This window comes from Stutzerimonas sp. LR2 (assembly GCF_055755175.1).
Map to the genome: position 1 here is coordinate 86,428 of NZ_JBVTRR010000002.1, position 22,756 is coordinate 109,183.

Sequence of the window (22,756 nt, forward strand, 5' to 3'; positions counted from 1 at the left end):
GGGCGAGCGACAAACGTCGCCTCGCACATCGGCATCGGGCGGTGCTAGTCGTCGAACTCTTCCCAGCCGCCCATTTCCTTCCAGCGATTGACGATCCCGCAGAACAGCTCGGCGGTCTTCTCGGTGTCGTAGCGGGCCGAATGCGCCTCGCGACCGTCGAAATCGATGCCCGCGGCCTGGCAGGCCTTGGCCAGCACGGTCTGGCCGTAGGCGAGGCCGGCGAGGGTGGCGGTATCGAAGCTGGAGAAGGGGTGGAAGGGGTTGCGCTTGATCTCGCAGCGGGCAATGGCAGCGTTCAGGAAGCCCAGGTCGAAGCTGCTGTTATGCCCGACCAGGATGGCACGCTTGCAGCCGGCGGACTTCACCGCCTTGCGCACGCTGCGGAAGATGTCGGTCAGCGCCTGCTGTTCGGGTACCGCCATGCGCAACGGGTGATCGAGCTTGATGCCGGTGAACTCCAGCGCGGCCGGTTCGATATTGGCGCCGGCGAAGGGCTCGACCCGGTAGAACAGCGTGTCCTGCGGGTAGAGCAGGCCCTGTTCGTCCATACCGATGGTCACTGCGGCGATCTCCAGCAGTGCATCGGTCGCGCAGTTGAATCCACCGCACTCGACATCGATCACCACCGGCAGGAAGCCGCGGAAGCGCCGCGCCATGGGCGAGCGGGGCTTGCCGGGCAGGTGCTCCTCGAGTTCGTCTTCGAAGTGTTCCTCGCTCATGCATTGCTCTCCAGGCGCCAGTGCAGGCGTTCGCCAGCGCGCAACGGGACCACGACCTGTTCGCCGAACGGCAGGCTGGCCGGGACGTCCCACTCCGTGCGCACCAGCGTGATCTCATCCGTATTGCGCGGCAGGCCATAGAAATCAGGACCGAAATGGCTGGCGAAGGGTTCCAGCTTGTCCAGCGCCTGGCGCTGTTCGAAGGCTTCGGCATACAGCTCGATGGCCGCGAAGGCGGTGTAGCAGCCGGCGCAGCCGCAGGCGGCTTCCTTGGCATGCTGCGCATGGGGTGCCGAGTCGGTTCCGAGAAAGAACTTCGGGCTGCCGCTGGTGGCGGCGTCCAGCAGGGCTTCCTGGTGCAGGTTGCGCTTGAGCACCGGCAGACAGAACAGGTGCGGGCGGATTCCGCCCACCAGCATGTGGTTGCGGTTGTAGAGCAGATGGTGCGCGGTGATGGTGGCGCCGACGTTGGCTCCGGCCGCCTGCACGAACTGCACGGCATCACGCGTGGTGATGTGCTCGAAGACCACCTTCAGGGTCGGGAAGCGAGCGGTGACGCGGCTCAGCTGCTCGTCGATGAAGTACTTCTCGCGATCGAAAATGTCGATCTCGCTGCGGGTGACTTCGCCGTGCACCAGCAGCGGCAGACCGACTTCGGCCATGGTTTCCAGCACGCCGAAGATATTGTCGATGGCGGTGACGCCGGAGGCCGAGTTGGTGGTGGCGCCCGCCGGGTAGAGCTTGGCTGCGTGGACGAAGCCGCTGGCCTTGGCGCGGCGGATGTCGTCCGGAGTTGTACTGTCGGTGAGGTAGAGCACCATCAGCGGTTCGAAGCGACTACCCGCGGGGCGGGCCACGAGAATGCGCTGGCGATAGGCCTCTGCCTCGTCGGCATTGCGCACCGGCGGCACCAGGTTCGGCATGATGATGGCGCGGGCGAACTGGCGAGCCGCATCTGCGACGGTATGGGGCAGGGCGGCTCCGTCGCGCAGGTGGATGTGCCAGTCGTCGGGGCGCAGCAGGGTGAGTCGGTCGGACATGCGGGGCTTTCCAGGCGGGTGAAACGTGCGCGAATGCTACCGGAAAAGCCCGGGCGGGGCACCTTGCCTTCGTCTGCGGCGGTCGACCCTCACCGCCCAACGCTCAAGTTTGCTGACCGGGCACCGATACCTAGATGGAACCAGCATCCTCCCGGAGCCCACCGTGCGCCTGCGCCCCCTCGTACTGTTGTGCCTGCTCGCTTCACCGGCCAACGCCCTGACATTCCAGACTCGGCTGGAGCGGGTGCAGTGGCAGGTGGAGGGCGATCAGTTCGAGTGTCGGCTGATCCAGCCCATCGCCGGTTTTGGCAGCGGCCAGTTCGTGCGTCGGGCCGGCGAGCAGGCAATTTTCCGCCTGCATTCCCCGGAACGCTGGCTGAGTACCGGTTCGGCGACGCTGCTGGCCGCTGCCGCGCCGTGGCAGCCTTCACGCAGCGATATCAATCTGGGGGTTGTGTCGGTGGGCGGTGGCGATATCCCGTTCAACAGCACCCAGGCGCAGGCCGGACGGCTGCTCAGCGGGTTGCTCGAAGGTCGTAGCCCGGTGGTGCGCCATCGCACGCTGCATGGCGGCGATGCGCTGGAGATCCGCCTGCTGCCGGCGCGTTTCGCCAAGGCCTACGAAGACTACCGCGCCTGCACGGCGAAATTGCTGCCGGTCAACTTCGATCAGCTGCGCCAATCGCAGATCGGCTTCCCCAGCAGCGACGTAGCGCTCGATGCGCTGGGGCGTGCCAAGCTGGACATCATCCTGCAGTACCTGCGTGCCGATCCCAGCGTGAATCGCATCCAGCTCGACGGCCATTCCGACAACAGCGGCAATCGGCTGGTCAATCGTGATCTGTCGAGACGCCGGGCGCTGGCGGTGCAGGAGTACCTGATCGCCAATGGCGTGCCGGAGCAGCAGATCACCGTGCGCTTCCATGGCGAGCGCTATCCGCTAGTGGCCAACAGCAGCGAAGCCAACCGGGCCAAGAACCGGCGAGTCACCCTGCGTCTGGAGCGCGAGGCAGCGGCCGCGGCGAACTCGACCGAAACAGCGGCGCCATCTTCCTGACCGCGCGACCGCCGCGCCCCTGTAAAAGCAGCCCCGCGACCGGTAGAATCGCAGGTTTTCCGTATAACCCGTGGAGCTGATGGCATGGCGGACGTTAAGAAGGTAGTTCTGGCCTATTCCGGTGGCCTGGACACCTCGGTGATTCTCAAGTGGCTGCAAGACACCTACAACTGCGAAGTGGTGACCTTCACCGCCGACCTCGGCCAGGGCGAGGAGGTCGAGCCGGCCCGCGCCAAGGCTCAAGCCCTGGGCGTCAAGGAAATCTACATCGATGACCTGCGCGAAGAGTTCGTCCGCGATTTCGTCTTCCCGATGTTCCGTGCCAACACCGTCTATGAAGGCGAGTATCTGCTGGGTACCTCCATCGCCCGTCCGTTGATCGCCAAGCGACTGATCGAGATCGCCAACGAGACCGGCGCCGATGCCATCTCCCACGGTGCGACCGGCAAGGGCAACGACCAGGTGCGTTTCGAGCTGGGCGCCTATGCACTCAAGCCCGGCGTAAAGGTAATCGCTCCGTGGCGCGAGTGGGACCTGCTGTCCCGCGAGAAGCTGATGGACTACGCCGAGAAGCACGCCATCCCGATCGAGCGCCACGGCAAGAAGAAGTCGCCGTACTCCATGGACGCCAACCTGCTGCACATCTCCTACGAGGGTGGCGTGCTGGAAGACACCTGGACCGAGCACGAAGAGGACATGTGGCGCTGGACCAAGTCCCCGGAAGCGGCGCCGGACACCCCGACCTACATCGAGCTGACCTACCGCAAGGGTGACATCGTCGCCATCGACGGCAAGGACATGACGCCGGCTCAGGTCCTGGCCGAGCTGAACCGTATCGGTGGCGAGAACGGCATCGGCCGCCTCGACATCGTCGAGAACCGCTATGTCGGCATGAAGTCCCGTGGCTGCTACGAGACCCCTGGCGGCACCATCATGCTCAAGGCCCACCGCGCCATCGAGTCGATCACCCTCGACCGCGAAGTGGCACACCTGAAGGACGAGCTGATGCCCAAGTACGCCAGCCTGATCTACAACGGCTACTGGTGGAGCCCCGAGCGCAGCATGCTGCAGCAGATGATCGACGCCTCCCAGGTCAACGTGAACGGTGTGGTGCGCCTGAAGCTGTACAAGGGCAACGTCATCGTGGTCGGCCGCAAGTCGGACGATTCGCTGTTCGATGCCAACATCGCGACCTTCGAAGAAGACGGCGGCGCCTACAACCAGGCCGACGCTGGCGGCTTCATCAAGCTCAATGCGTTGCGCATGCGCATCGCCGCGGGCAAGGGCCGCACCCAGTTCTGATAAGCTGACGCGCCTGAGCCAACCGACCCCGGCCATGTGCCGGGGTTGTACTTTCTGCACTGCCACAAGCGCTGCCGAACGAGGAGACCTGAATCATGAGACTGCTGCATACCATGCTGCGTGTCGGCGATATGGAGAAGTCCATCGCCTTCTACACCGAAGTGCTGGGCATGACCCTGCTGCGCCGCAAGGATTATCCGGACGGTAAATTCACCCTGGCCTTCGTCGGTTACGGCGACGAGGCGCATAACAGCGTGATCGAGCTGACCCACAACTGGGGCGTGGAAAAGTACGAGCTGGGCGACGGCTACGGGCATATCGCCCTGGAAGTCGAAGATGTCTACAAGGCCTGCGAAGACATCCGCGCACGTGGTGGCAAGATCACCCGTGAGCCTGGGCCGATGAAGCATGGCTCCAGCATCCTGGCCTTCGTCGAAGACCCGGACGGCTACAAGATCGAGCTTCTATCGCCGACGCGGGCCGACTGAGCAGCAGGCATGAAAAAGCCCCTTTCGGGGCTTTTTCTTTTTACAGATCGAAGTCGAAGTCGTTCAACTCTTTCTGCAGACGTCGTTCCTCGAGCAGGTTGTCGATGATCCGGCGCTTGGTCAGATTGGTCTTGGCGACCTCGACAGGGGCTTCGCTGCTCTCGTCGTCATCTTCGGCGATGAAATCGTCTTCGATCTGGATATCTTCTTTCTCGGCCACTTGTTCACTCCAAGGCTACGGGGCGCTCTTGGCGCACCTTATAGCGGCAAATTCGGGGCCGGTAAAAAAGTTTTTTTCAATCATGGGGCGAGCTTTTCTGCTATCCGCTCAATCGTCAGATGTCTTGTGCTTGTACTCGCAGAGGTCTTCGATCCTGCAGCTGCCACACTGTGGTTTGCGCGCCTTGCAGACATAGCGACCATGCAGAATCAGCCAGTGATGCGCGTCCAGCAGATATTCCTTTGGCACGAAGCGGATCAGCTTGCGCTCGACCTCCAGCACGTTCTTGCCGGGCGCGATGCCGGTGCGGTTGCTGACCCGGAAGATATGCGTATCCACCGCCATGGTGAACTGGCGGAAGGCGGTGTTCAGTACCACGTTGGCGGTCTTGCGACCCACCCCTGGCAGCGCTTCCAGTGCCTCGCGGTTGTCCGGTACCTGGCCGCCATGCTGCTCGATCAGGATGCGGCAGGTTTCGATGACATTCTTCGCCTTGCTCGGGTACAGGCCGATGGTGCGGATGTACTCGCACAGGCCATCGTAGCCGAGGGCATAGATGGCTTCCGGGGTATTGGCCACCGGGAACAGCTTGGCGGTGGCCTTGTTCACGCCGACGTCGGTGGCCTGAGCCGAGAGGATCACCGCGATCAGCAGTTCGAAGGGTGTGCTGTAGGCCAGCTCGGTCTTCGGCTCCGGATTATCCTCATGAAAGCGGCGAAAGATTTCCCGGCGTTTCTCGGCATTCATCGCGGTGCACTCACTCGATCACACCGGTCACCCGCACTCGGCGGCTGGCCGCAGGCGCGACTGGCTGCGCGGCGCTGGCGCGTTCGGCGAGGTGCTGGTCGATGCGGTTCTTCAGGGCGATCAGCAGGCCGAGCACAATGAAGGCGCCAGGCGGCAGGATGGCCAGCAGAAAGCCCTTGTAGTCGCTGAACAGGGTGATCTGCCAGTCACTGGCGACCGGCCCGAACAGCAGGTGCATGTTGGCGAACAGCGCGCCGGTGCCGAACAGCTCGCGCAGACCGCCCAGCACCACCAGAACCAGACAGAAGCCGATACCCATCACCAGGCCGTCGAAGCCGGCGATCAGCGGATTGTGCTTCGCAGCGAAGCCGTCGGCGCGGCCGAGGATCACGCAGTTGGTGGTGATCAGCGGGATGAAGATGCCGAGGATCTGGTACAGCTCGTAGGTGAAGGCCTGCATCAGCAGCTCGATGCAGGTGGTCAGCGCGGCGATGATCATCACGAACGCCGGCAGGCGCACCGCGGTGTTGACCACGCCTCGCACCAGCGAGACACCGATATTCGAACAGGTCAGTACCAGCATGGTCGCCAGGCCAAGGCCGAGGGCGTTGACCGCCGAGTTGCTGACGCCGAGCAGCGGGCAGAGACCGAGCAGCTGCACCAGCGCCGGATTGTTCTTCCACAGGCCGTTGACGGTCAGTTCGCGGTAGCTGGGTGTGCTCATGGCTGATCCCCTTGCGGCTTGGCGGCCGGCTCGGTGGTGCGCAATTCGTCGCGCGTGGCGGCGCTGCCGGCCCGCGAATGCACGGTGGCTTCGTCTGGTTCGCTGCGGCCTTCCAGGGCGTTCCCGGCCGCGTCGGCCGTCGCGCCTTCGGCTGCCAGTAGTTCGGCCTTGTGTGCATCGAAGTACTGCAAGGCACGATGCACTGCGCCGACCACCGCGCGCGGTGTGATGGTGGCGCCCGCGAACTGGTCGAACTCACCGCGATCCTTCTTCACCGCCCAGCCATCGGCTGCCGGGTTCGTTAGCGACTTGCCGTCGAAACTTCGAATCCAGGGGCTCTTTGCGAGCTCGATCTTGTCGCCCAGCCCGGGTGTTTCCCGGTGGCCGATGACTCGCACGCCAGCCACCCGGCCGTCGGCATGGATGCCCACCAGCAGATGAATGGCGCCGCTGTAGCCGTCCGGAGCGATGGCCTGGAGGATCACTGCGGAGGGGCGCCCATCCTTGATGGCGATATAGGCGGGCAACGGGCTTCGGTTGCCAAGCAGGCGATCCTGAACCAGCACGCTGTCATCGAGCAGATGGTTGTCATAGCTGCCAGTCGGGAGGATCTCGCCCAGCGCACGTACCTGGGCGGCGCGTTCAGCGGCCTGGATGCGCTCGGCAGTGCCCTGTTGCAGCAGAGTCACCGCGCCCACGGTGACGATGGCGAACAAGCCCAGCACCGTGGCGTTCTTCAGCATCGAACGGCTGATTTCCGGAACTATCATGTCATTCGCCCAGCTTGAAGCCGCGCTCGGCCTTGCGATGGCCGTAGGTGCGCGGGCGGGTGTAGTAATCGATGGTGGGAGCGGCAAGGTTCATCAACAGCACGCCAAAGGCGACACCGTCCGGATAACCGCCCCAGGCGCGGATGACGTATACCAGCACACCGACACCAGCACCGAAGATCAGGCGTCCACGTGGGCTGGTGGCGCTGCTGACGGGGTCGGTGACAATGAAGAAAGCGCCGAGCATGGTGGCGCCGCTGAGCAGATGGAACAGCGGCGAACCGTTGCTATCCGAACCCGAGCCGTTCCAGAACACCAGGCTCATCAGCATCAGCGCGCCGAGCATGCCGACTGGCGCGTGCCAGCTGAACAGCCGCTTATGCAGCAGGAACAGGCCGCCAGCAAGAAACGCCAGGTTCACCACTTCCGAGCCGATGCCGCCGAAGTGGCCGAAGGCCGGATTGCGCCAGAGTTCGTCGATGGTCAGGCTCTTGTTCACCTTGAGCACATCCAGGGCGGTGGCCTGGGTCCAACCGTCGGGAAGCGAAGCGATACCGAGGATATGCTGCAGACCGGCGCTCAGCCCGACACTGTGCGGCACCGGCCAGGTGGTCATTTCCACCGGGAAGGAGATAAGTACCACCACGTAGCCGATCATCGCCGGGTTGAAGGGATTCTGGCCCAGGCCGCCATACAGCTGCTTGCCGAACACCACAGCGCAGCCGGTGGCGATCAGCGTCAGCCACCAGGGCGAATAGGGCGGCAGCGCCAAGGCCAGCAGCACGGCGGTGACCAGCACGCTGCCGTCGCGCAGAAAGAAGCCCACCGGCCGCTGCCGCAGGCGGAGAATCGCCGCTTCGAAGGCAAGTGCAGCGAGCGATGCCCAGGCGAGGTTGATCAGCGTGCCGGCGCCGTAGAGCCAGGTCAGCACGACCACGCCGGGCAGGGTGGCCGCGAGTACCAGCAGCATGACTCGCTGGGTACGGTTGGCGCCCTTGGCGTGGGGCGAGGTGATGCGGGGCAGGGCCATTGGCTCTCCGGTGAAGGCGTTGTCTTGGGGCGTGGCCTGGGCCACTTCCTCGAATCTCTCTGACTTGTCGAGCGACTACACCAGCACACCGGTGCAGCGGTCATTTCTCACGATTGCTGATAGTCCGCCAGCTGCCGTTCGGCTTCGCTGAGTCGCAGGCGAGCGGCCTCCAGTGTCGTTGGCTCGGTCTGTTCGTCTCGCTCCAGCTTGCGCAGATCGGCGCGGGCGAAGGCGACCTCGGTCTTCAGTTCGCGCTGGCGCTCATCGATACCAGGCTTGCTGGTACGCACCAATTCCGGAGCGGGCTTGTGCGATGCGTCTTCGGCCGCATGCAGGGCTTGTTCGGCCGCCTGCAGCGCGTCGCGCAGGCGGCTGAGTTCCGCCTCTTGCGCGCCGGCCTTCTCGGCCTTCTTCAATTCGGCGCGCTTCATCGCCAATTCGATCTTGGCCTTTTTCAGCGCCTCGTCGTCCGCTGGCTTGGCGGCCGGAGCGGGCGCGGCGCACTGGGCGGCTGCCAAGGCCTGTTCGGCTTCGTGCAGCTGCTGACGCAGACGAGCGAGCTCGGCCTGCTGGTCGTCGTCCGGCGCTTCGAGCTTTTCCAGCTTGCGGAGCTGCGCCTTGAGCATGGCGGCTTCGATCTTGGCCTTTTTCAGCGCCTCGTCATTCGCTGGTTTAGCGGCGGGAGCGGGCGCGGCGCTCTGCGCGGCTGCCAAGGTCTGTTCGGCTTCGTGCAGCTGCTGACGCAGACGAGCGAGCTCGGCCTGCTGGTCGTCGTCCGGCGCTTCGAACTTTTCCAGCTTGCGGATCTGCGCCTTGAGCATGGCGGCTTCGATCTTGGCCTTCTTCAGCGCCTCGTCGTCCGCTGGGCTGACGGTAGGTGCTGCGCTGGCATTCTCCTGCATGACGGCATCGAGTGCCTGCTGCGCCGCTTCGGCGGCTTTGCGCAGATCGGCGACCTGGGCTTGCAGTTCGGGCGTGTCGTGTGCGGCGAGCTGCTTTTCGGCCTTCTTCAGTGCGACCTGAGCCATGCTGGCTTCGATCTTCAGTTTCTTCTGGGTCTCCGAGAGCCCCGACTTGGGCGCTGCGCTCGGGGTCGCAGCGGTGGTATCAGAGACCACCTGCGCGCTTTCGCCCTGCGCCGCCTTGGCGCGTGCGGCGCGCTCGGCGCGGGCCTTGCGCTCGGCTTCCTTCTGTTCCTCGGCACGGCGCAGACGCTCCTGGCGCAGTTCGAAGCGCTGCTTGGAATGCTCGGCCTTCTGCTGCTTCTGCTCCAGCTCGCGGATCTCGGCCTTGGCGGCGCGGTAGTACTGCACCAGCGGGATGCTCGACGGGCAGACGTAGGCGCAGGCACCACACTCGATGCAGTCGAACAGATGGTGGGCCTTGAGCTGCTCATGCTCCTGGCCCAGTGCAAAGAAATGCAACTGCTGCGGCAGCAGGCTCACCGGACAGGCCTCGGCGCACTCGCCGCAGCGGATGCAGGGCAGCGCTGGTGGCGGCGGAGGCAGCTCTTCGAGCGTGCTGGCGAGCAGGCAGTTGGTGGTCTTGATCACCGGCACGTCGAGGGACGGCAGGGTAAAGCCCATCATCGGCCCCCCCATGATCAGACGGTTGAGCCTGTTATGCTCGAGTCCGGCGAACGCCAGCAGTTCTCCGGTCGGTGTACCGATCAGCGCCTCGACGTTCATCGGGCGTGCCAATGCTTCGCCGGTGAGGGTGGTGATTCGCGAGATCAGCGGCTTGCCGAGCAGCACCGCGTCATGGATGGCAACGCAGGTGCCGACGTTCTGGCAGAGCATGCCGATGTCCGCCGGCAGGCCACCGCTGGGCACCTCTTCACCCGTGAGGATCTGGATCAGCTGCTTCTCGCCGCCGGAGGGGTACTTGGTCGGAAAGACCTTGAGCACGAAGGGGCGCTCCCCGATGGCGGCGCGCACCGCGGCGATGGCCTCGGGTTTGTTGTCCTCGATGCCGATCAGCACGTCCTGCGGTTGGACCAGGTGCGCGAGGATTTCGATACCCGCCACCAGTTCGGCGGCTTTCTCGCGCATCAGCAGATCGTCGGCGGTGATGTACGGCTCGCACTCGGTACCGTTGATGATCAGCGTGCGGATGCGCTGTGTCGGTGGCGGGGTCAGCTTGACTGCCGTCGGAAAGCCTGCACCGCCGAGGCCGCTGATACCAGCCTGACGAATCAGCTCGAGCAGCGCCGGACGCTCCAGCGCACGATAATCGAGGTGGGGCTCGAGCTCGATCCAGCGGTCCTCGCCATCGCTATCGATGACGATCGCATTGGCGAGCATGCCTGAAACGTGTGGGTAGGGCTGCGGGCCGATGAAGCTGACCACGCCGGATGTCGGCGCATGGAGCGCGGCGCTGACGAAGCCGCTGGCGATCGCGATCTGCTGGCCCTTTAGCACGTGCTCGCCGAGCGTCACACAGGGTTCGGCGGGCGCACCAAGGTGCTGCGCCAGCGGCAGAATCAGGCGCTTGGGCAGTGGCGCCGGCTGGATCGGGGTGCGGTTGGACAGCTCCTTGTGCTCCGGCGGATGGATGCCGCCGTGGATGTCCCATACCTTTAGTGAGGTCATGCCGCCTGCTCCCGGTCAGTCGCGATCAGCTGGCCGGGCGCCAGCGGCCGGTTCCACTTCCAGCTCTGCAGGTTGCTGCCGACCTCGATCATGTCGATGCAATCCACCGGGCAGGGCTCGACGCAGAGGTCGCAGCCGGTGCACTCGGAGATGATGACGGTGTGCATCTGCCGTGCCGCGCCGACGATGGCGTCCACTGGGCAGGCCTGGATGCACTTGGTGCAACCGATGCATTCGGCTTCGCGGATATAGGCGACCATCTGCGGTTTCTCGCCGCCTTCGGCATCCAGCGGTTCCGGCTCGACATCGAGCAGGTCGGCCAGCGCCTGGATGGTCGCTTCGCCGCCTGGCGGGCACTTGTTGATCTTGTCGCCGCCGGCGATGGCCTCGGCGTAGGGCTTGCAGCCCGGGTAGCCGCACTGGCCGCACTGGGTCTGCGGCAGCAAGGCATTGATCTGCTCGGCGATGGGGTCGCCTTCGACGCGAAAGCGCACGGCGGCGAAACCGAGGATGGCACCGCCAAGCAGGCACAGGGCGAGCAGTGCAAGCACTGCGATGAGAACCGCACTCATAGCTTGATCAGTCCGGTGAAGCCCATGAAGGCCAGCGACATGAGGCCGGCGGTGATCATGCCGATCGCCGCGCCCTGGAACGATCTGGGCACATCGGCAATGGCGATGCGCTCACGCATGGCGGCGAACAGCACCAGCACCAGGGAAAAGCCCAGCCCCGCGGCGAAGCCATTCACGGTGGCAGTCAGGAAGGTGAACTCGGCCTTGTTGGCGTTGAGCAGGGCCACGCCTAGGACGATGCAGTTGGTGGTGATCAGCGGCAGGAAGATGCCGAGCACGCGATAGAGCAGCGGGCTGGTCTTGTTTACCACCATCTCGGTGAACTGGACGGTTACGGCGATCACCAGGATGAAGCTGATGGTGCGCAGAAATTCCAGGTCCAGCGGCTTGAGCACGTACTGCTGAACGAGATAGCTGCACATCGCTGCCAGGGTCAACACGAAGGTGGTCGCCAGCGACAGGCCGATGGCCGTCTCGATCTTCTTCGACACGCCCATGAACGGGCACAGACCGAGGAACTGCACCAGCACGAAATTGTTGACCAGAATGGCGCTAACCATGATCAGGGCGAGTTCGGTCATCTAGGGTCTGTTCCCGTTCCGTCGCGCTCTGCGAGAGCCGTGGGGCTAAAGGGCCGCTATTATCGGGAAGCGGCGGCGGGCATACAAGCTGCGGCAGCCGGTCGCGCTGATCCGGCGACATCCGGAGCAGTCCAAGGGCAGGACATGACTGCCGGTTGTCCGCCGTTTCAGCAGCTGGCCGCTGGTTGTGGTCTGATGAGCTGAAGCCCGCGACACCATCGGAGGTGTTCTCATGAGCATTCGATCGTTGTTGGTCCTGCTGTGCCTTGGCCTTGGGACGAGCCTGCAGGCACAGGCGGATCGGCGAGGCGGCGTCTGGGTGTACCAGGCCGAAAGCCCCCGCTATTACAACCAGGGTTACAGTGCGGGTTACGGCCAGGGGTACAGCCGTGGCTATCGGCACGAAAGCCGTCCGCATCAGTACGATCCGCGCAGCCCCTATTCGCACTATCCGCAGTACCCGCGCAACCTGCCGCCGCGCTATCAGAGCCAGCTGCCACCGCAGTATTACGACCGTCATCGCGGCTTCGAGCGCCGCGACCACTGGCGTCAGGAGCATCGCCATCAGCGGCCACACGTCATTCGTGATGGCAGCGACTATCGGCTGCGGCCGCACTACGAGCGGGACGGGCGCTACCAGCAGTATCGGCGCTGAGTGTGCTTCAGGGCAGATCCAGGAGCGGGTGCGCACCGCTCCATGTTGGCTCGAAGTGGGCGTCGACCACTGCCTGCGGTACCTGGTGGACGTCTGGCCAGCGCCAGTGCGGTTGCCGGTCCTTGTCGATCAGGTGCGCCCGAACGCCTTCGGCGAACTCGGGGTGACGGCAGCAGTTGAGGCTGAGTGCATATTCCATTTGCAGCGCCTGGCTCAGCGACAGTTTCCGGGCACGCCGCTGTTGCTGCCAGACAATATGAGCGCTAAGGGGGCAGCCCGTGCTGAGAGCATGGGCGGATTCGGCGAGCAGCTCGTCGGGGTCGCTCTGGAGGGCGGTCAATGCCTGCCACGCATGGGGTAGTTCAGCCACGTCCAGCAGCTCGTCGATCCGTGTGCGCCGTGGCAGCAAACGGGCATCCGGCAGCCGCTCGGCGGCCTGTCGGCCGAGTGCTCGCAGCAGGCTGTGCAGCTGGCTGTCGGCCTGCTCTTGCCAATTGATCTGCACCAGGCCGTCCAGCAGCTCGGTCTGCTGATCTTCGCGCAGACAGCGATCGGCGAGGTCGAGGTCCAGCGCATCGCGCGCGTTGATCTGTGTACCGGTGAGGGCGACAAACAGGCCCAGCCGGCCGGGCAGGCGTGGCAGGAACCAGCTGGCGCCGACATCCGTGTGCAGGCCGATGGAAACCTCCGGCATCGCCAGGCGGCAGTCCGGTGTGACGATGCGTAAGGTGCCGGCCTGTAGCAGGCCCATGCCGCCGCCCATGACATAGCCATGGCCCCAACAGATCAGCGGCTTGGGGTAGTCATGCATTCGATGGATCAGACGGTACTCGTCGGCGAAGAAGCGTTCGGCGAGCGACGGTATCGTGCCGGGCTCGGATCGGCATGCCTCCGCCAGCTTGCGCACATCGCCACCGGCGCAGAACGCTTTCGGGCCGTTGCCACGCAGCAGTACACAGACCACGGCGGGGTCGGTTGCCCAGCGATGGAACTGGTCGAGCAGGGCTTCGATCATCGGCAGACTCAGCGCGTTGAGTTGCCGTGGGGCGTCCAGAGTGGCGATGGCGATCCGCGTTCCGTGCAGCGCCGGGCGATCTTCGAACGTGACCTTCATGGGGATCCTCGTCGCCTGCGGTGTTGCCGTGGATTATCGGTTGCGCCAGCGTGGGTCGCGCTTTTCCAGGAAGGCATTGACGCCCTCAAGCGTGTCCTCGGCTTCGAACAGATCGACGAAGGCTTCCCGCTCGGCGGCGGCGAAGGTGTCCGGGATGCGTTGGCGTGCGCCATTGATCAGAGGCTTGATCGCGCGTACGGCCACCGGACTCTGCCGAGCGACACGGGAGGCGAGCAGCAGGGCGTGGCCGCGTGACTGCCCTTGCTCCACCACCTGTTCCACAAGACCGATGCGCAGTGCGGTGTCCGCAGTGATGCGCTCGCCGCAGAGAATCATGCGTTTGGCCCAGCCTTCGCCCACCAGCCAGGCCAATGCCTGGGTGCCACCGGCACAGGGCAGCAGTCCGACCGAGGCTTCCGGAAGCCCCATCTGCGCTTGCTGTTCGGCGATCCGCAGGTCGCAAGCCAGCGCGCATTCCAGGCCTCCGCCGAGGGCGAAACCGTTGATCGCGGCAATCGACACGCCGCGGAAGTCGCGTAGCGCTTCGAATGCCTCGCCGAAGCGCCGGGCCATTTCGCGGGCCCGGTTGCGATCCCCGTCGGCAAACAGTTTGAGATCCGCCCCCGCGCTGAAGAACTTCTCACCCTGGCCGCAGATCACCAGTGCGTAGATGTCGTCATCATGGTTGAGATGGTCGATGACCTGCTTGAGCCCGATCAGCGACTCGCGGTCCCAGGTATTGGCGGGCGGATGGTTGATGGTGATGAGCGCGGTGTGGCCGTGCTTTTCCACGGTCAGCTTGTGGGTCAGGTCGAAGACGCCAGCCTGGTAGGGCTCTACGGCAGTGCTCATGGTCGAATCCTCGTGGCGGTTCTGGGCTCCGCTGACAGGCGACGGAGTACGTCGCACCTCTTCAGAGTCCTTCAGTGCAGCGAGGTTGCAGCGTTCCGGGCGGTCACGAAGCCGGCACGGTGCGCCTGGGCGGGGCCAATGCGCACCGTGGTTCTCTTACTGTAGCCTAGCTGGCTGGCCGGCCGCGCGGCGCTCTTCCTGCCATTCGGCCAGCGTAGGCGCCGCCTGTTCGCCGGACAGGCGATGGACGATCTCGAAGTAGTCCTGCTTGAAGCGATCCTTGAGTACTTCCTCACGGGGCTTCACGCGCACGGCGTAGACCGTCTGGACGTTCTGATGATCGAACGCTCGCCACTGCTGTTGGCCCTTGAGCAGGCTGTAGCTGTGGTTTTCCAGGGCTGCGATGACCGGCTCGCTGGCGATGGTCTTGGCGCGGCTGACCGCATCCGCCCACTGGTAGACGATGCTGTAGGCCGATGCGGCCGAGCTGGAGGGGTGCGTCTGGTAGCGCTCGCCGAAGTTGCGCACGAAGGCCTTGCCGCGCTCGGAGCCTTCCAGCTCGGGCACTCGCCAGGTCCAGGGCTCGGTGCCGAGCACGCCGCGCATGATGTCCGGGCCGGCCAGTTCGACCATGGACAAGGTCAGGTTGGGGACGGCAATCTGCATCTTCTTGTTCAGGCCGAGTTCGTCGGCGATGCGCATGGCGCGCACCATGTCCTCGCCGAACAGTACCAGCACCAGAACCTCGGCGCCGCTGTTGGCAGCCTTCTCGAGCGCGGCGCGGTAGTCGGACAGGCGTGCGCCTGGGAAGGCGGTACGCACACCCTGGTGCTTGCTGGTGTCGACGGTGCCGGTGGCCTGGCGCAGCGAGCTCTCGCTGGTGTGGCCCCAGGTGTAGTCAGATGTGATGTAGAAGTAGGTCTTGCCCGGCATGTTCTCGTTCAGGTATTGCCCCAGCACCCGTGCACTCATCCAGGCGTTGTTGCACTCGCGGAACATGTAGCGGTGCCCATCCTTGCCGGTGGTGTCGTTGGAGTAGGTCAGCGTGCCGAAATAGAGAAGGCCCCGCTCCTTGGCGCGCTTGCTGGCGGCAATCGCCACCGCGCTGGATACGCCCCCGAACAGCATCGCAACGCCTTCATCAGCCATCTTGTCGACGTTGGCGATGGCCTTGTCCGGGCGCGAGGCAGTGTTTCGGCTGATCAACTGCAGCGGGCGACCCAACACGCCGCCGGCCTGGTTGATCTCGTCGATGGCCAGCAGCGCACCGCGCATCTGCGCCAGGCCTTCTTCCTTGTAGCTTCCGGTACGGGGATAGTTGAGACCAAGCGTGATGGGGTCGGCTGCCTGAGCCGCAAGACAGAACCCCAGCCCTAGTGCCAGAAGGGTAATCCGGTTCATAGCATGTTCCTTGTTATCGCTTTTGTTATTGGTTTATTGGCAGTGGGCTTTTTTACCTTGCGGCTGGGGCTTGCGTCACTCTTTATGTGAGGCTCGAAAGCCATGCCTGCGTCAGTACGTGAGCCAGGCGCGATTATGACTAAAGGAGGGGGGCTGATATTGCGGCAACGCAACGATTGAGCGGTTTTGTCGTTGACAACCCCACCGAGCTTTCTTAGGGTTCGGCGGCTTGGCCAACCGGAAATCGACCATGACTCAAGACGATCGCATCAGGCTCGAGGCAGGCTGGAAGGATGCGCTGCGCGAGGAGTTCGACAAGCCCTACATGGTCGAACTCGGTGCCTTTCTCAGGCGCGAGAAGGCTGCTGGCAAGACGATCTATCCACCGGGGCCGATGATCTTCAACGCGCTCAATTCGACGCCGCTCGAGCAGGTCAAGGTGGTCATCCTGGGTCAGGATCCCTATCACGGGCCGGGGCAGGCGCATGGCCTGTGCTTTTCCGTGCAGCCGGGAGTGGCGCCGCCGCCGTCACTGCAGAACATCTTCAAGGAACTCAAGCGCGACCTGAATCTGGATATTCCGCAGCATGGCTACCTGCAGCGCTGGGCAGAACAGGGTGTGCTGATGCTCAACACCTCGCTCACGGTGGAGCGGGGTTTGGCGGGGTCGCATGCCAAGGCGGGGTGGCAGCAGTTCACTGATCGCATCATCGAGGTAGTCGGCGAACGGCGCCCGCACCTGGTGTTCATGCTTTGGGGAGCGCACGCTCAGTCGAAGGCAAAGCTGATCGATGCGACTCGGCATCTGATGTTGAAATCCGTGCATCCGTCGCCGCTATCGGCGCACCGCGGCTTCATCGGCAACGGTCACTTCAGTCGCGCCAATCAGTTCCTTCGGCAGCAGGGCATGCAGCCTATCGATTGGCAGCTTCCGGCGCAGGTGTGACCCGATGCCTGCACGGCGGGCACCGGGTCTGAGGGGTCAGTTGCGCTCGCCGTGCTTGGCCTGCAGCTCCTTGGCGTGCGTCAGGTGTTCTTCCAGTTTGGGCAGCGTCTGCTGAGCGAACTGTTTCAGATCGGCGTTCTCGCCGCTCTCTACGTAGTCCCGATACAGCTCGATGGTTTGCTCGTGGGCGACGACCTGGTTGTTGGCGTAGGCCTTGTCGAAATTCTCGCCGTCGCGCAGTTTCAGGATCATGGCCTTGGCCTTGTCCATGAGCGTGGCCTCGTCCGACATTTCGAGATCTTTCTGCTGCGCCAGCTGTGCGAGCTGCTGATTGGCTTTGGTGTGGTCGTCGATCATCTTCTGGGCAAACTGCTTCACATCCTCCGATGTGCCTTTTTCCAGCGCCATCTTGGCTGTCTCGATTTCCGCGATGCCTTTGGCAGAGGCTTCATCGACGAAGTTGTCGCCTTCCGCAGCCAGAGCCATGTTGGCTGCCAGCCCGACGAGCAAGGCGAAAGCGCCTGAGAAGATTGTCTTGGTTGTTTTGTTCATTGCCGTTCTCCTACGTCACCTGGCTCATGCCCGCCGGCAGGCGGGGCACAAGGCGCGATGCGGCGAAATTGCCGTCCCTTTTTGTGACTAGGTGCCTAGGGGACGGTTCCTCGCTTTCAGGCGAACGGCGCGGTGAAGAGAGTTACTGCAGCATGGTCATTGCCGCATCCATGGCCGCGGACAGGTCCTCGTCTTCCTGCATCAGCTCGCTTGGGTCGAGCCCCAGCTTGGAAAACGCCGGGACGCTACTCCAGTCCAGCTGCGCATAGGGATGCTGCGTACCCATGTAGCTCTGCAGGGTGGCCACCTGCACGATGTCGACGTAATCGACCTTGTCCGAGTCGCGCTGGAAATTCGTGTACTGGCCGGCGACCGAGGCGATGGCATCCGGAAAATCCCAGGTGCGCAGAATTTTCTCACCGACGATGGGATGGATCTTGTCGATCACATGGTTGAGGCTGAAGGAATCCGCCAGCAGCGCGCTGTGCTCTTCTGCGTAGGTCAGGATGGGCAGGATGCCGATCTGGTGGACAAGGCCGGCGAGCGTCGCCTGGTCTGGCATCAGGCGGGTGTAGTGGCGGCAGAGCACATGGCTGATCGCCGCGACCTCGGTGCTCTTGTTCCAGACTTCGCGCATCTTTCGGTCGACCACGTCGGTGGTGGCCTGGAACATCTGCTCCATCGCCAGGCCCGTGGCGAGGTTGCAGGTGTAGTTAATGCCCAGACGGCTGATGGCCATCTGCAGGTCGTCGATTTCTCGGCTGCTGCGCAGCAGCGGACTGTTGACCACCTTGATGATGCGCGCGGTAACGGCGGCATCGTTCCCGATCACCTTGCTCAGCGCGGGAATGCTGATGTTGGGGTCTTCGGCAGCCTCGCGCACGCGCAACGCCACTTCCGGCAGCGTAGGCAGGACCAGTTCATCGTTCTCGATCGCAAGGGTCAGCTCACGCTGGACTTTCTCGGCAAGGGTGCTCATGTCATTCCTTTATGTGTCGGTCAGTGTCGCTTGGGCGCTTCTGTCTGTCGGCTGGCATGCCGCTATGGTGCGCCTCTTTGGTGAATGCTTTCTGGCTCCGGTTCGCACTAGCGCTGGATTTCCTGGTCGGGATTCAGGCTGTAGGGCAGCTCGAGCAGGCTCAGCGGCAAGCCATCCGGCGAGCCGAGGTAGAGTCGGCCGTCAGCGGCAGCGTCTTCCTGCACCACGGCGAGCAATTCGATGCCATCGGCACTGGTTGCCGCCAGTACCACCTCGCCGACGCTGGAGTTATGGACAGGTGAGAACAGTTCCACACCCGGCGCCGGCAGCTCACCCGGTTCACCTTCGACGGCCAGGTGCTGCAGGCGTCGTTTGAGTTTGCCGAGATACTGCATGCGAGCCACGATTTCCTGGCCCGTATAACAGCCCTTCTTGAAGCTCACGCCGCCGAGTGCCTGCAGATTGATCATTTGCGGGATGAACAGCTCGCGCGTGCTACCGAAGACCTGGCCGATCCCGGCGCGGACCTGATCGAGCAGCCAGCGGTTGACCGGCACCTCGCCAAGCTGCGCGCTCAGGCGGGTGCGAACCTGCTCGGCTTCTGCTTTCGGTGCCCAGAGTTCGGCGCGGCCATCGGGCAGTCGGATAGCGATCAGGCCATTGCCGCGTACGATGCTGTCCGCTGCCTGGGATAGATCCAGCCCCAGGCTGACCAGCGTGCCATCTCCGCCAGCGATGCCGAATCGGCACCAGTCGGCGCTTTCGTCGCTCAGGCGAGACTTGGAAAAAACCGCGTACTTGGCGAGGTCGGCCAGCTGCGGTTGCAGCAGCTCGCCGGCCATCGCCAGCAGGTACCCATCACCCTCCGGCACGATGCGGAAACTCGACTGCATGCGGCCTTTGGGCGTGCAGCGTGCTCCCAGGCTGGAGGTGTGCGCATCGAGGTAGTTGAGATTGCAGGTCAGCTGACCCTGGAGGAACTTGCTGGCATCCGGGCCGCGTACGGCAAGGACGCCTTCATGCGACAGAACGCAGAAATAAGCTGTGTCGGTCATGATCAGTCGTCGTCAGAATCCGGGTGGGCATCATAGCAGGCTGGCGAAAACGGTTGCGTGGGGCGGGTTCGCCGCGGGGCGAAAAAAGCGGCTGATCAGCGCAACGCAGTCGTTATAATGCGCGCCTTCTCAAAAGGAGCCGATGTATGGCCGAGCAATCCGAACTCAATCGTCTGTTCTGGCAAAGTCGTCGCGGCATGCTGGAGCTGGATGTCCTGCTGGTGCCTTTCGTCAAGGAGGTGTATCCGGGCCTCGACGAAGAAGACCAGCGTCGTTATCGCAAGCTGCTCAGCTGCGAGGATCAGGACATGTTCGGCTGGTTCATGCAGCGCGAAGAGCCCGAGGACGAGGATCTGCGCCGCATGGTTCGCATGATCCTCGATCGTGTCCAGCCCAAGTAATCCGCCTTTCGAGTGCCACTGGCGGCCGTCCGGTCTGCTGCTGGCGTTCTATCTAGCCGTTCAGGCATGCGCGCTCACGGCCATTCTGCTGTCTGGCGCGCCGCCTGCGGTACGGCTGGTCTGCCTGCTGCTGTGTCTGACGCATGCCTGGTTCGCGCTGCCGCGCCACATCCTGTTGTCCGACCCGAATGCCTGGCGCGGTCTGCGTCATGATGAGCAAGGCTGGCATCTCTGGAGCGAGCGGCACGGCTGGCAGGCTGTTCAGTTACTGCCCGACAGCCTGGCGCTGCCGTTGGTGGTGGTGTTGCGCTTTCGTTTGCCTGGGCGACGCCTTGCCAGCAGTGTCTGCGTGCCTTGTGATGCACTGCCGCACGAGCAGCATCGCCGCCTGCGGCTGTGTCTGAAATTCAGTCGACGTAGGTGGGCGGCACCAGAATAGTGTCGATGGCTTCGGGAAGCAGGTTGGGGTAGTCGAGGGTGTAATGCAGGCCGCGGCTTTCCTTGCGCTCCATCGCTGAACGGATCATCAGGTCCGCCACCAGCGCCAGGTTGCGCAGCTCGAGCAGGTCGCGGCTGACCTTGTAGTTGCTATAGAACTCGTCGATCTCGCTCAGCAGCAGGCGCACGCGATGCTGGGCACGCATCAGGCGTTTGGTGGTGCGCACGATGCCGACGTAGTCCCACATGAAGCGCCGCAGCTCATCCCAGTTGTGCGCGATGATCACGTCTTCGTCGGAATCGGTGACCTGGCTGGCATCCCAGGCGGGCAGGGTCGCCGTGCTGGTGATCTGGGGCAGCTCGCGCACGATGTCCTGCGCCGCGGCGCGGCCGTAGACGAAGCACTCGAGCAGCGAGTTGCTGGCCATCCGATTGGCGCCATGCAGGCCGGTGAAACTGGTTTCGCCGATCGCGTAGAGCCCGGGAATGTCGGTGCGGCCGGCCTGATCCACGACCACGCCGCCGCAGGTGTAGTGCGCCGCCGGAACGACCGGGATCGGCTGGGTGGTGATGTCGATGCCATATTCCAGGCAACGTTCGTAGACGGTGGGGAAGTGGCTTTTGACGAAGTCGGCGGGCTTGTGGCTGATGTCCAGATAGACGCAGTCGATACCCAGCCGTTTCATCTCGTGGTCGATTGCGCGCGCGACGATGTCGCGCGGAGCCAGTTCCTCGCGGGGGTCGAAGCGGGGCATGAAGCGCTCGCCATTGGGCAGCCTGAGCAGTGCGCCTTCGCCGCGCAGCGCTTCGGTAACCAGAAAGCTCTTGGCCTGCGGGTGATAGAGACAGGTCGGATGGAACTGGTTGAATTCCAGATTGCCTACTCGGCAACCTGCGCGCCAGGCCATGGCGATGCCGTCGCCGCAAGCGCTGTCGGGGTTGCTGGTGTACAGGTAGACCTTCGCGGCACCGCCCGTGGCCAGCACGACGAAGCGAGACTGAAAGGTTTCGACCTCGCCCGTGTTGCGGTTGAGCACATAGGCACCCAGGCAACGCCTGCCTGGCAGGCCCAGCTTGTGCTCGGTAATCAGATCAACCGCGACACGCTGCTGCAGCAGTTCGATGTTGTCCTTCTGCCTGGCCTGGCCGAGCAGGGTGTTGAAGATGGCGGCGCCAGTGGCGTCGGCGGCATGGATGATCCGCCGGTGACTATGGCCACCTTCGCGAGTCAGGTGGAACTCGAAACCGCCATCCTCGCGGTCAGGGCCCTCGTCGCGTGTAAAGGGTACGCCCTGCTCGATCAGCCACTGGATCGCCTCGTTACTGTGTTCGACGGTGAACCGTACGGCGTCTTCACGGCACAGTCCGCCGCCAGCCACCAGCGTATCGGCGACATGGGATTCCACGGTGTCGGTGGTGTCCAGGACCGCAGCGACTCCGCCCTGAGCCCAATAGGTGGAGCCATTGGACAGGTCACCCTTGCTCAGTACCGCAATGCGCAGGTCGGACGGAAGATTGAGCGCGAGGGTAAGGCCGGCGGCACCGCTGCCGATGACCAGCACGTCGTATCGAAGAACCTGGTTCATGTCCATTTCCGCGGAAAAACGAACCCTAGTATATAGACGGGATGTAGCGCCAAAATAGATGACTGTGCAGTTGTCTTCTAACGAACGGAACTTTTTCCTCTGCGGACAGCTCAATAGGCAGTTATGAATGCAAACCAGCTGGCCATCGTGAATGGGCGGTGCGAGTTTGCTATGGACACCAGGACGGCGTCGTCAGCAAATCTGGCGCAACGCTGTGGTGCAATCGCCGTCAGGTATTGCAGGATAGCTTGCTAGGAGGGGGGAGAACTTTTGCGTAAAGCCCGGGTCTATTCTGGCAGGTCGGTTCACTGGTGTGAGCGACGCTGCTCCGACAAGGAGGAGCGTTCATGCTGACTCAGGAGCAGGACCAGCAACTGGTTGAACGAGTGCAGCGTGGGGACAAGCGGGCGTTTGATCTGCTGGTGATGAAGTACCAGCACAAGATCCTTGGGTTGATCGTACGGTTCGTACATGACTCCCACGAAGCTCAGGACGTCGCGCAAGAGGCGTTTATCAAAGCCTATCGCGCACTCGCCAATTTTCGCGGGGACAGCGCCTTTTATACATGGCTGTACCGCATCGCCATCAACACGGCGAAGAATCATCTGGTGGCGCGCGGAAGGCGTCCGCCGGACAGTGATGTGAGCTCTGAGGATGCCGAGTTCTACGAAGGCGATCACGCCCTCAAGGACATCGAGTCACCGGAACGCTCGCTGCTCAGGGATGAGATAGAAGATACCGTTCATCGAACCATTCAACTTTTGCCAGAAGATTTGCGTACGGCTCTAACACTGCGCGAATTTGATGGTCTTAGTTATGAAGACATTGCGAGCGTCATGCAGTGTCCGGTGGGCACAGTACGTTCTCGGATCTTCCGGGCGCGTGAAGCCATAGATAAAGCGTTGCAACCCTTGTTGCATGAATCCTGAGACAGCG

The 22,756-nt window shown here is 63.5% G+C and carries 25 protein-coding genes; 8 read left to right on the plus strand and 17 right to left on the minus strand.

Annotated elements, in window-relative coordinates:
• Positions 1–44 precede the first annotated feature (44 nt).
• Complete coding sequence (rnt, locus tag ACVRRC_RS06715) at positions 45–719, minus strand: ribonuclease T (protein ID WP_013982057.1); 675 nt, start codon at positions 717–719, stop codon at positions 45–47.
• Positions 716–1,759: a dihydroorotase gene (pyrC, locus tag ACVRRC_RS06720; RefSeq protein WP_472996782.1), complete on the minus strand. Its 1,044-nt coding sequence runs from the start codon at positions 1,757–1,759 to the stop codon at positions 716–718. Before pyrC ends, rnt begins: the two co-directional genes overlap by 4 nt.
• 163 nt (positions 1,760–1,922) lie before the next feature.
• Between pyrC and ACVRRC_RS06725 the strand changes: the two genes are divergently transcribed.
• The 3 genes from ACVRRC_RS06725 (at position 1,923) to gloA (ending at position 4,606) form a co-directional block, all read left to right on the plus strand.
• Positions 1,923–2,816 (plus strand): flagellar protein MotY, encoded by an 894-nt coding sequence (locus ACVRRC_RS06725; RefSeq protein ID WP_020308878.1) that lies wholly within the window; start codon positions 1,923–1,925, stop codon positions 2,814–2,816.
• Positions 2,817–2,900: 84 nt separating this feature from the next.
• Entirely contained in the window at positions 2,901–4,118 is a 1,218-nt protein-coding gene (locus ACVRRC_RS06730) for an argininosuccinate synthase (RefSeq protein ID WP_011912385.1), read from the plus strand.
• Between the two features lie 95 nt (positions 4,119–4,213).
• Positions 4,214–4,606, plus strand: a complete 393-nt coding sequence (gloA, locus tag ACVRRC_RS06735) for a lactoylglutathione lyase (protein WP_011912386.1) — start codon at positions 4,214–4,216, stop codon at positions 4,604–4,606.
• Between the two features lie 40 nt (positions 4,607–4,646).
• Here gloA and ACVRRC_RS06740 read toward each other — a convergent pair whose 3' ends face one another.
• The 8 genes from ACVRRC_RS06740 to rsxA all read right to left on the minus strand — a co-directional run bounded on the left by ACVRRC_RS06740 (position 4,647) and on the right by rsxA (position 11,841).
• Positions 4,647–4,826: a PA3496 family putative envelope integrity protein gene (locus ACVRRC_RS06740; protein ID WP_013982061.1), complete on the minus strand. Its 180-nt coding sequence runs from the start codon at positions 4,824–4,826 to the stop codon at positions 4,647–4,649.
• A 108-nt stretch (positions 4,827–4,934) separates the two neighbouring features.
• Positions 4,935–5,573, minus strand: coding sequence for an endonuclease III (gene nth, locus ACVRRC_RS06745; RefSeq protein WP_125856707.1), 639 nt, complete (start codon positions 5,571–5,573; stop codon positions 4,935–4,937).
• Positions 5,574–5,583: 10 nt separating this feature from the next.
• A complete protein-coding gene (locus ACVRRC_RS06750; protein ID WP_013982063.1) occupies positions 5,584–6,297 on the minus strand; it encodes an electron transport complex subunit E in 714 nt (237 codons plus the stop codon).
• Positions 6,294–7,067 (minus strand): electron transport complex subunit RsxG, encoded by a 774-nt coding sequence (gene rsxG, locus ACVRRC_RS06755; RefSeq protein ID WP_017244340.1) that lies wholly within the window; start codon positions 7,065–7,067, stop codon positions 6,294–6,296. Before rsxG ends, ACVRRC_RS06750 begins: the two co-directional genes overlap by 4 nt.
• Before the next feature lies 1 nt (position 7,068).
• Positions 7,069–8,097 (minus strand): RnfABCDGE type electron transport complex subunit D, encoded by a 1,029-nt coding sequence (locus ACVRRC_RS06760; RefSeq protein ID WP_011912391.1) that lies wholly within the window; start codon positions 8,095–8,097, stop codon positions 7,069–7,071.
• 107 nt (positions 8,098–8,204) lie between these two features.
• Entirely contained in the window at positions 8,205–10,688 is a 2,484-nt protein-coding gene (gene rsxC / locus ACVRRC_RS06765; protein ID WP_472996783.1) for an electron transport complex subunit RsxC, read from the minus strand.
• On the minus strand, positions 10,685–11,260 hold the full coding sequence (gene rsxB, locus ACVRRC_RS06770) for an electron transport complex subunit RsxB (RefSeq protein WP_011912393.1): 576 nt from the start codon (positions 11,258–11,260) through the stop codon (positions 10,685–10,687). Before rsxB ends, rsxC begins: the two co-directional genes overlap by 4 nt.
• Positions 11,257–11,841, minus strand: a complete 585-nt coding sequence (gene rsxA, locus ACVRRC_RS06775) for an electron transport complex subunit RsxA (protein WP_011912394.1) — start codon at positions 11,839–11,841, stop codon at positions 11,257–11,259. The genes rsxB and rsxA overlap by 4 nt, the downstream gene beginning before the upstream one ends.
• A 232-nt stretch (positions 11,842–12,073) precedes the next feature.
• On the opposite strand from rsxA, the gene ACVRRC_RS06780 reads away from it, so the two are divergent.
• Positions 12,074–12,496 (plus strand): hypothetical protein, encoded by a 423-nt coding sequence (locus ACVRRC_RS06780; protein WP_472996784.1) that lies wholly within the window; start codon positions 12,074–12,076, stop codon positions 12,494–12,496.
• 7 nt (positions 12,497–12,503) lie between these two features.
• On the opposite strand, the gene ACVRRC_RS06785 is transcribed toward ACVRRC_RS06780, so the two are convergent.
• The 3 genes from ACVRRC_RS06785 to ACVRRC_RS06795 all read right to left on the minus strand — a co-directional run bounded on the left by ACVRRC_RS06785 (position 12,504) and on the right by ACVRRC_RS06795 (position 15,863).
• The gene (locus ACVRRC_RS06785; RefSeq protein ID WP_243364879.1) at positions 12,504–13,610 is read right to left on the minus strand and encodes an enoyl-CoA hydratase/isomerase family protein; all 1,107 of its coding nucleotides are present in this window, start codon (positions 13,608–13,610) and stop codon (positions 12,504–12,506) included.
• A gap of 33 nt (positions 13,611–13,643) precedes the next feature.
• Complete coding sequence (locus ACVRRC_RS06790) at positions 13,644–14,462, minus strand: enoyl-CoA hydratase (protein WP_472996785.1); 819 nt, start codon at positions 14,460–14,462, stop codon at positions 13,644–13,646.
• 156 nt (positions 14,463–14,618) lie between these two features.
• A complete protein-coding gene (locus tag ACVRRC_RS06795; RefSeq protein ID WP_011912397.1) occupies positions 14,619–15,863 on the minus strand; it encodes an ABC transporter substrate-binding protein in 1,245 nt (414 codons plus the stop codon).
• A 250-nt stretch (positions 15,864–16,113) separates the two neighbouring features.
• On the opposite strand from ACVRRC_RS06795, the gene ung reads away from it, so the two are divergent.
• The gene (ung, locus tag ACVRRC_RS06800; RefSeq protein WP_013982071.1) at positions 16,114–16,809 is read left to right on the plus strand and encodes a uracil-DNA glycosylase; all 696 of its coding nucleotides are present in this window, start codon (positions 16,114–16,116) and stop codon (positions 16,807–16,809) included.
• A gap of 36 nt (positions 16,810–16,845) precedes the next feature.
• Here ung and ACVRRC_RS06805 read toward each other — a convergent pair whose 3' ends face one another.
• The 3 genes from ACVRRC_RS06805 to ygfZ all read right to left on the minus strand — a co-directional run bounded on the left by ACVRRC_RS06805 (position 16,846) and on the right by ygfZ (position 19,395).
• The gene (locus ACVRRC_RS06805; RefSeq protein WP_011912399.1) at positions 16,846–17,361 is read right to left on the minus strand and encodes a DUF4142 domain-containing protein; all 516 of its coding nucleotides are present in this window, start codon (positions 17,359–17,361) and stop codon (positions 16,846–16,848) included.
• A 142-nt stretch (positions 17,362–17,503) separates the two neighbouring features.
• Positions 17,504–18,340 (minus strand): HDOD domain-containing protein, encoded by an 837-nt coding sequence (locus tag ACVRRC_RS06810; protein WP_011912400.1) that lies wholly within the window; start codon positions 18,338–18,340, stop codon positions 17,504–17,506.
• A gap of 107 nt (positions 18,341–18,447) precedes the next feature.
• A complete protein-coding gene (gene ygfZ, locus ACVRRC_RS06815; RefSeq protein ID WP_472996786.1) occupies positions 18,448–19,395 on the minus strand; it encodes a CAF17-like 4Fe-4S cluster assembly/insertion protein YgfZ in 948 nt (315 codons plus the stop codon).
• 146 nt (positions 19,396–19,541) lie between these two features.
• Between ygfZ and ACVRRC_RS06820 the strand changes: the two genes are divergently transcribed.
• On the plus strand, positions 19,542–19,796 hold the full coding sequence (locus tag ACVRRC_RS06820) for an FAD assembly factor SdhE (protein ID WP_011912402.1): 255 nt from the start codon (positions 19,542–19,544) through the stop codon (positions 19,794–19,796).
• Positions 19,780–20,235, plus strand: a complete 456-nt coding sequence (locus tag ACVRRC_RS06825) for a protein YgfX (RefSeq protein WP_011912403.1) — start codon at positions 19,780–19,782, stop codon at positions 20,233–20,235. Before ACVRRC_RS06820 ends, ACVRRC_RS06825 begins: the two co-directional genes overlap by 17 nt.
• Here ACVRRC_RS06825 and nadB read toward each other — a convergent pair.
• Positions 20,204–21,820, minus strand: coding sequence for an L-aspartate oxidase (gene nadB, locus ACVRRC_RS06830; RefSeq protein ID WP_013982075.1), 1,617 nt, complete (start codon positions 21,818–21,820; stop codon positions 20,204–20,206). The genes ACVRRC_RS06825 and nadB overlap by 32 nt on opposite strands.
• 347 nt (positions 21,821–22,167) lie before the next feature.
• Here nadB and rpoE point away from each other — a divergent pair, with 347 nt between their 5' ends.
• A complete protein-coding gene (gene rpoE, locus ACVRRC_RS06835; protein ID WP_003282114.1) occupies positions 22,168–22,749 on the plus strand; it encodes an RNA polymerase sigma factor RpoE/AlgU in 582 nt (193 codons plus the stop codon).
• The last annotated feature ends 7 nt before the right edge of the window (positions 22,750–22,756 follow it).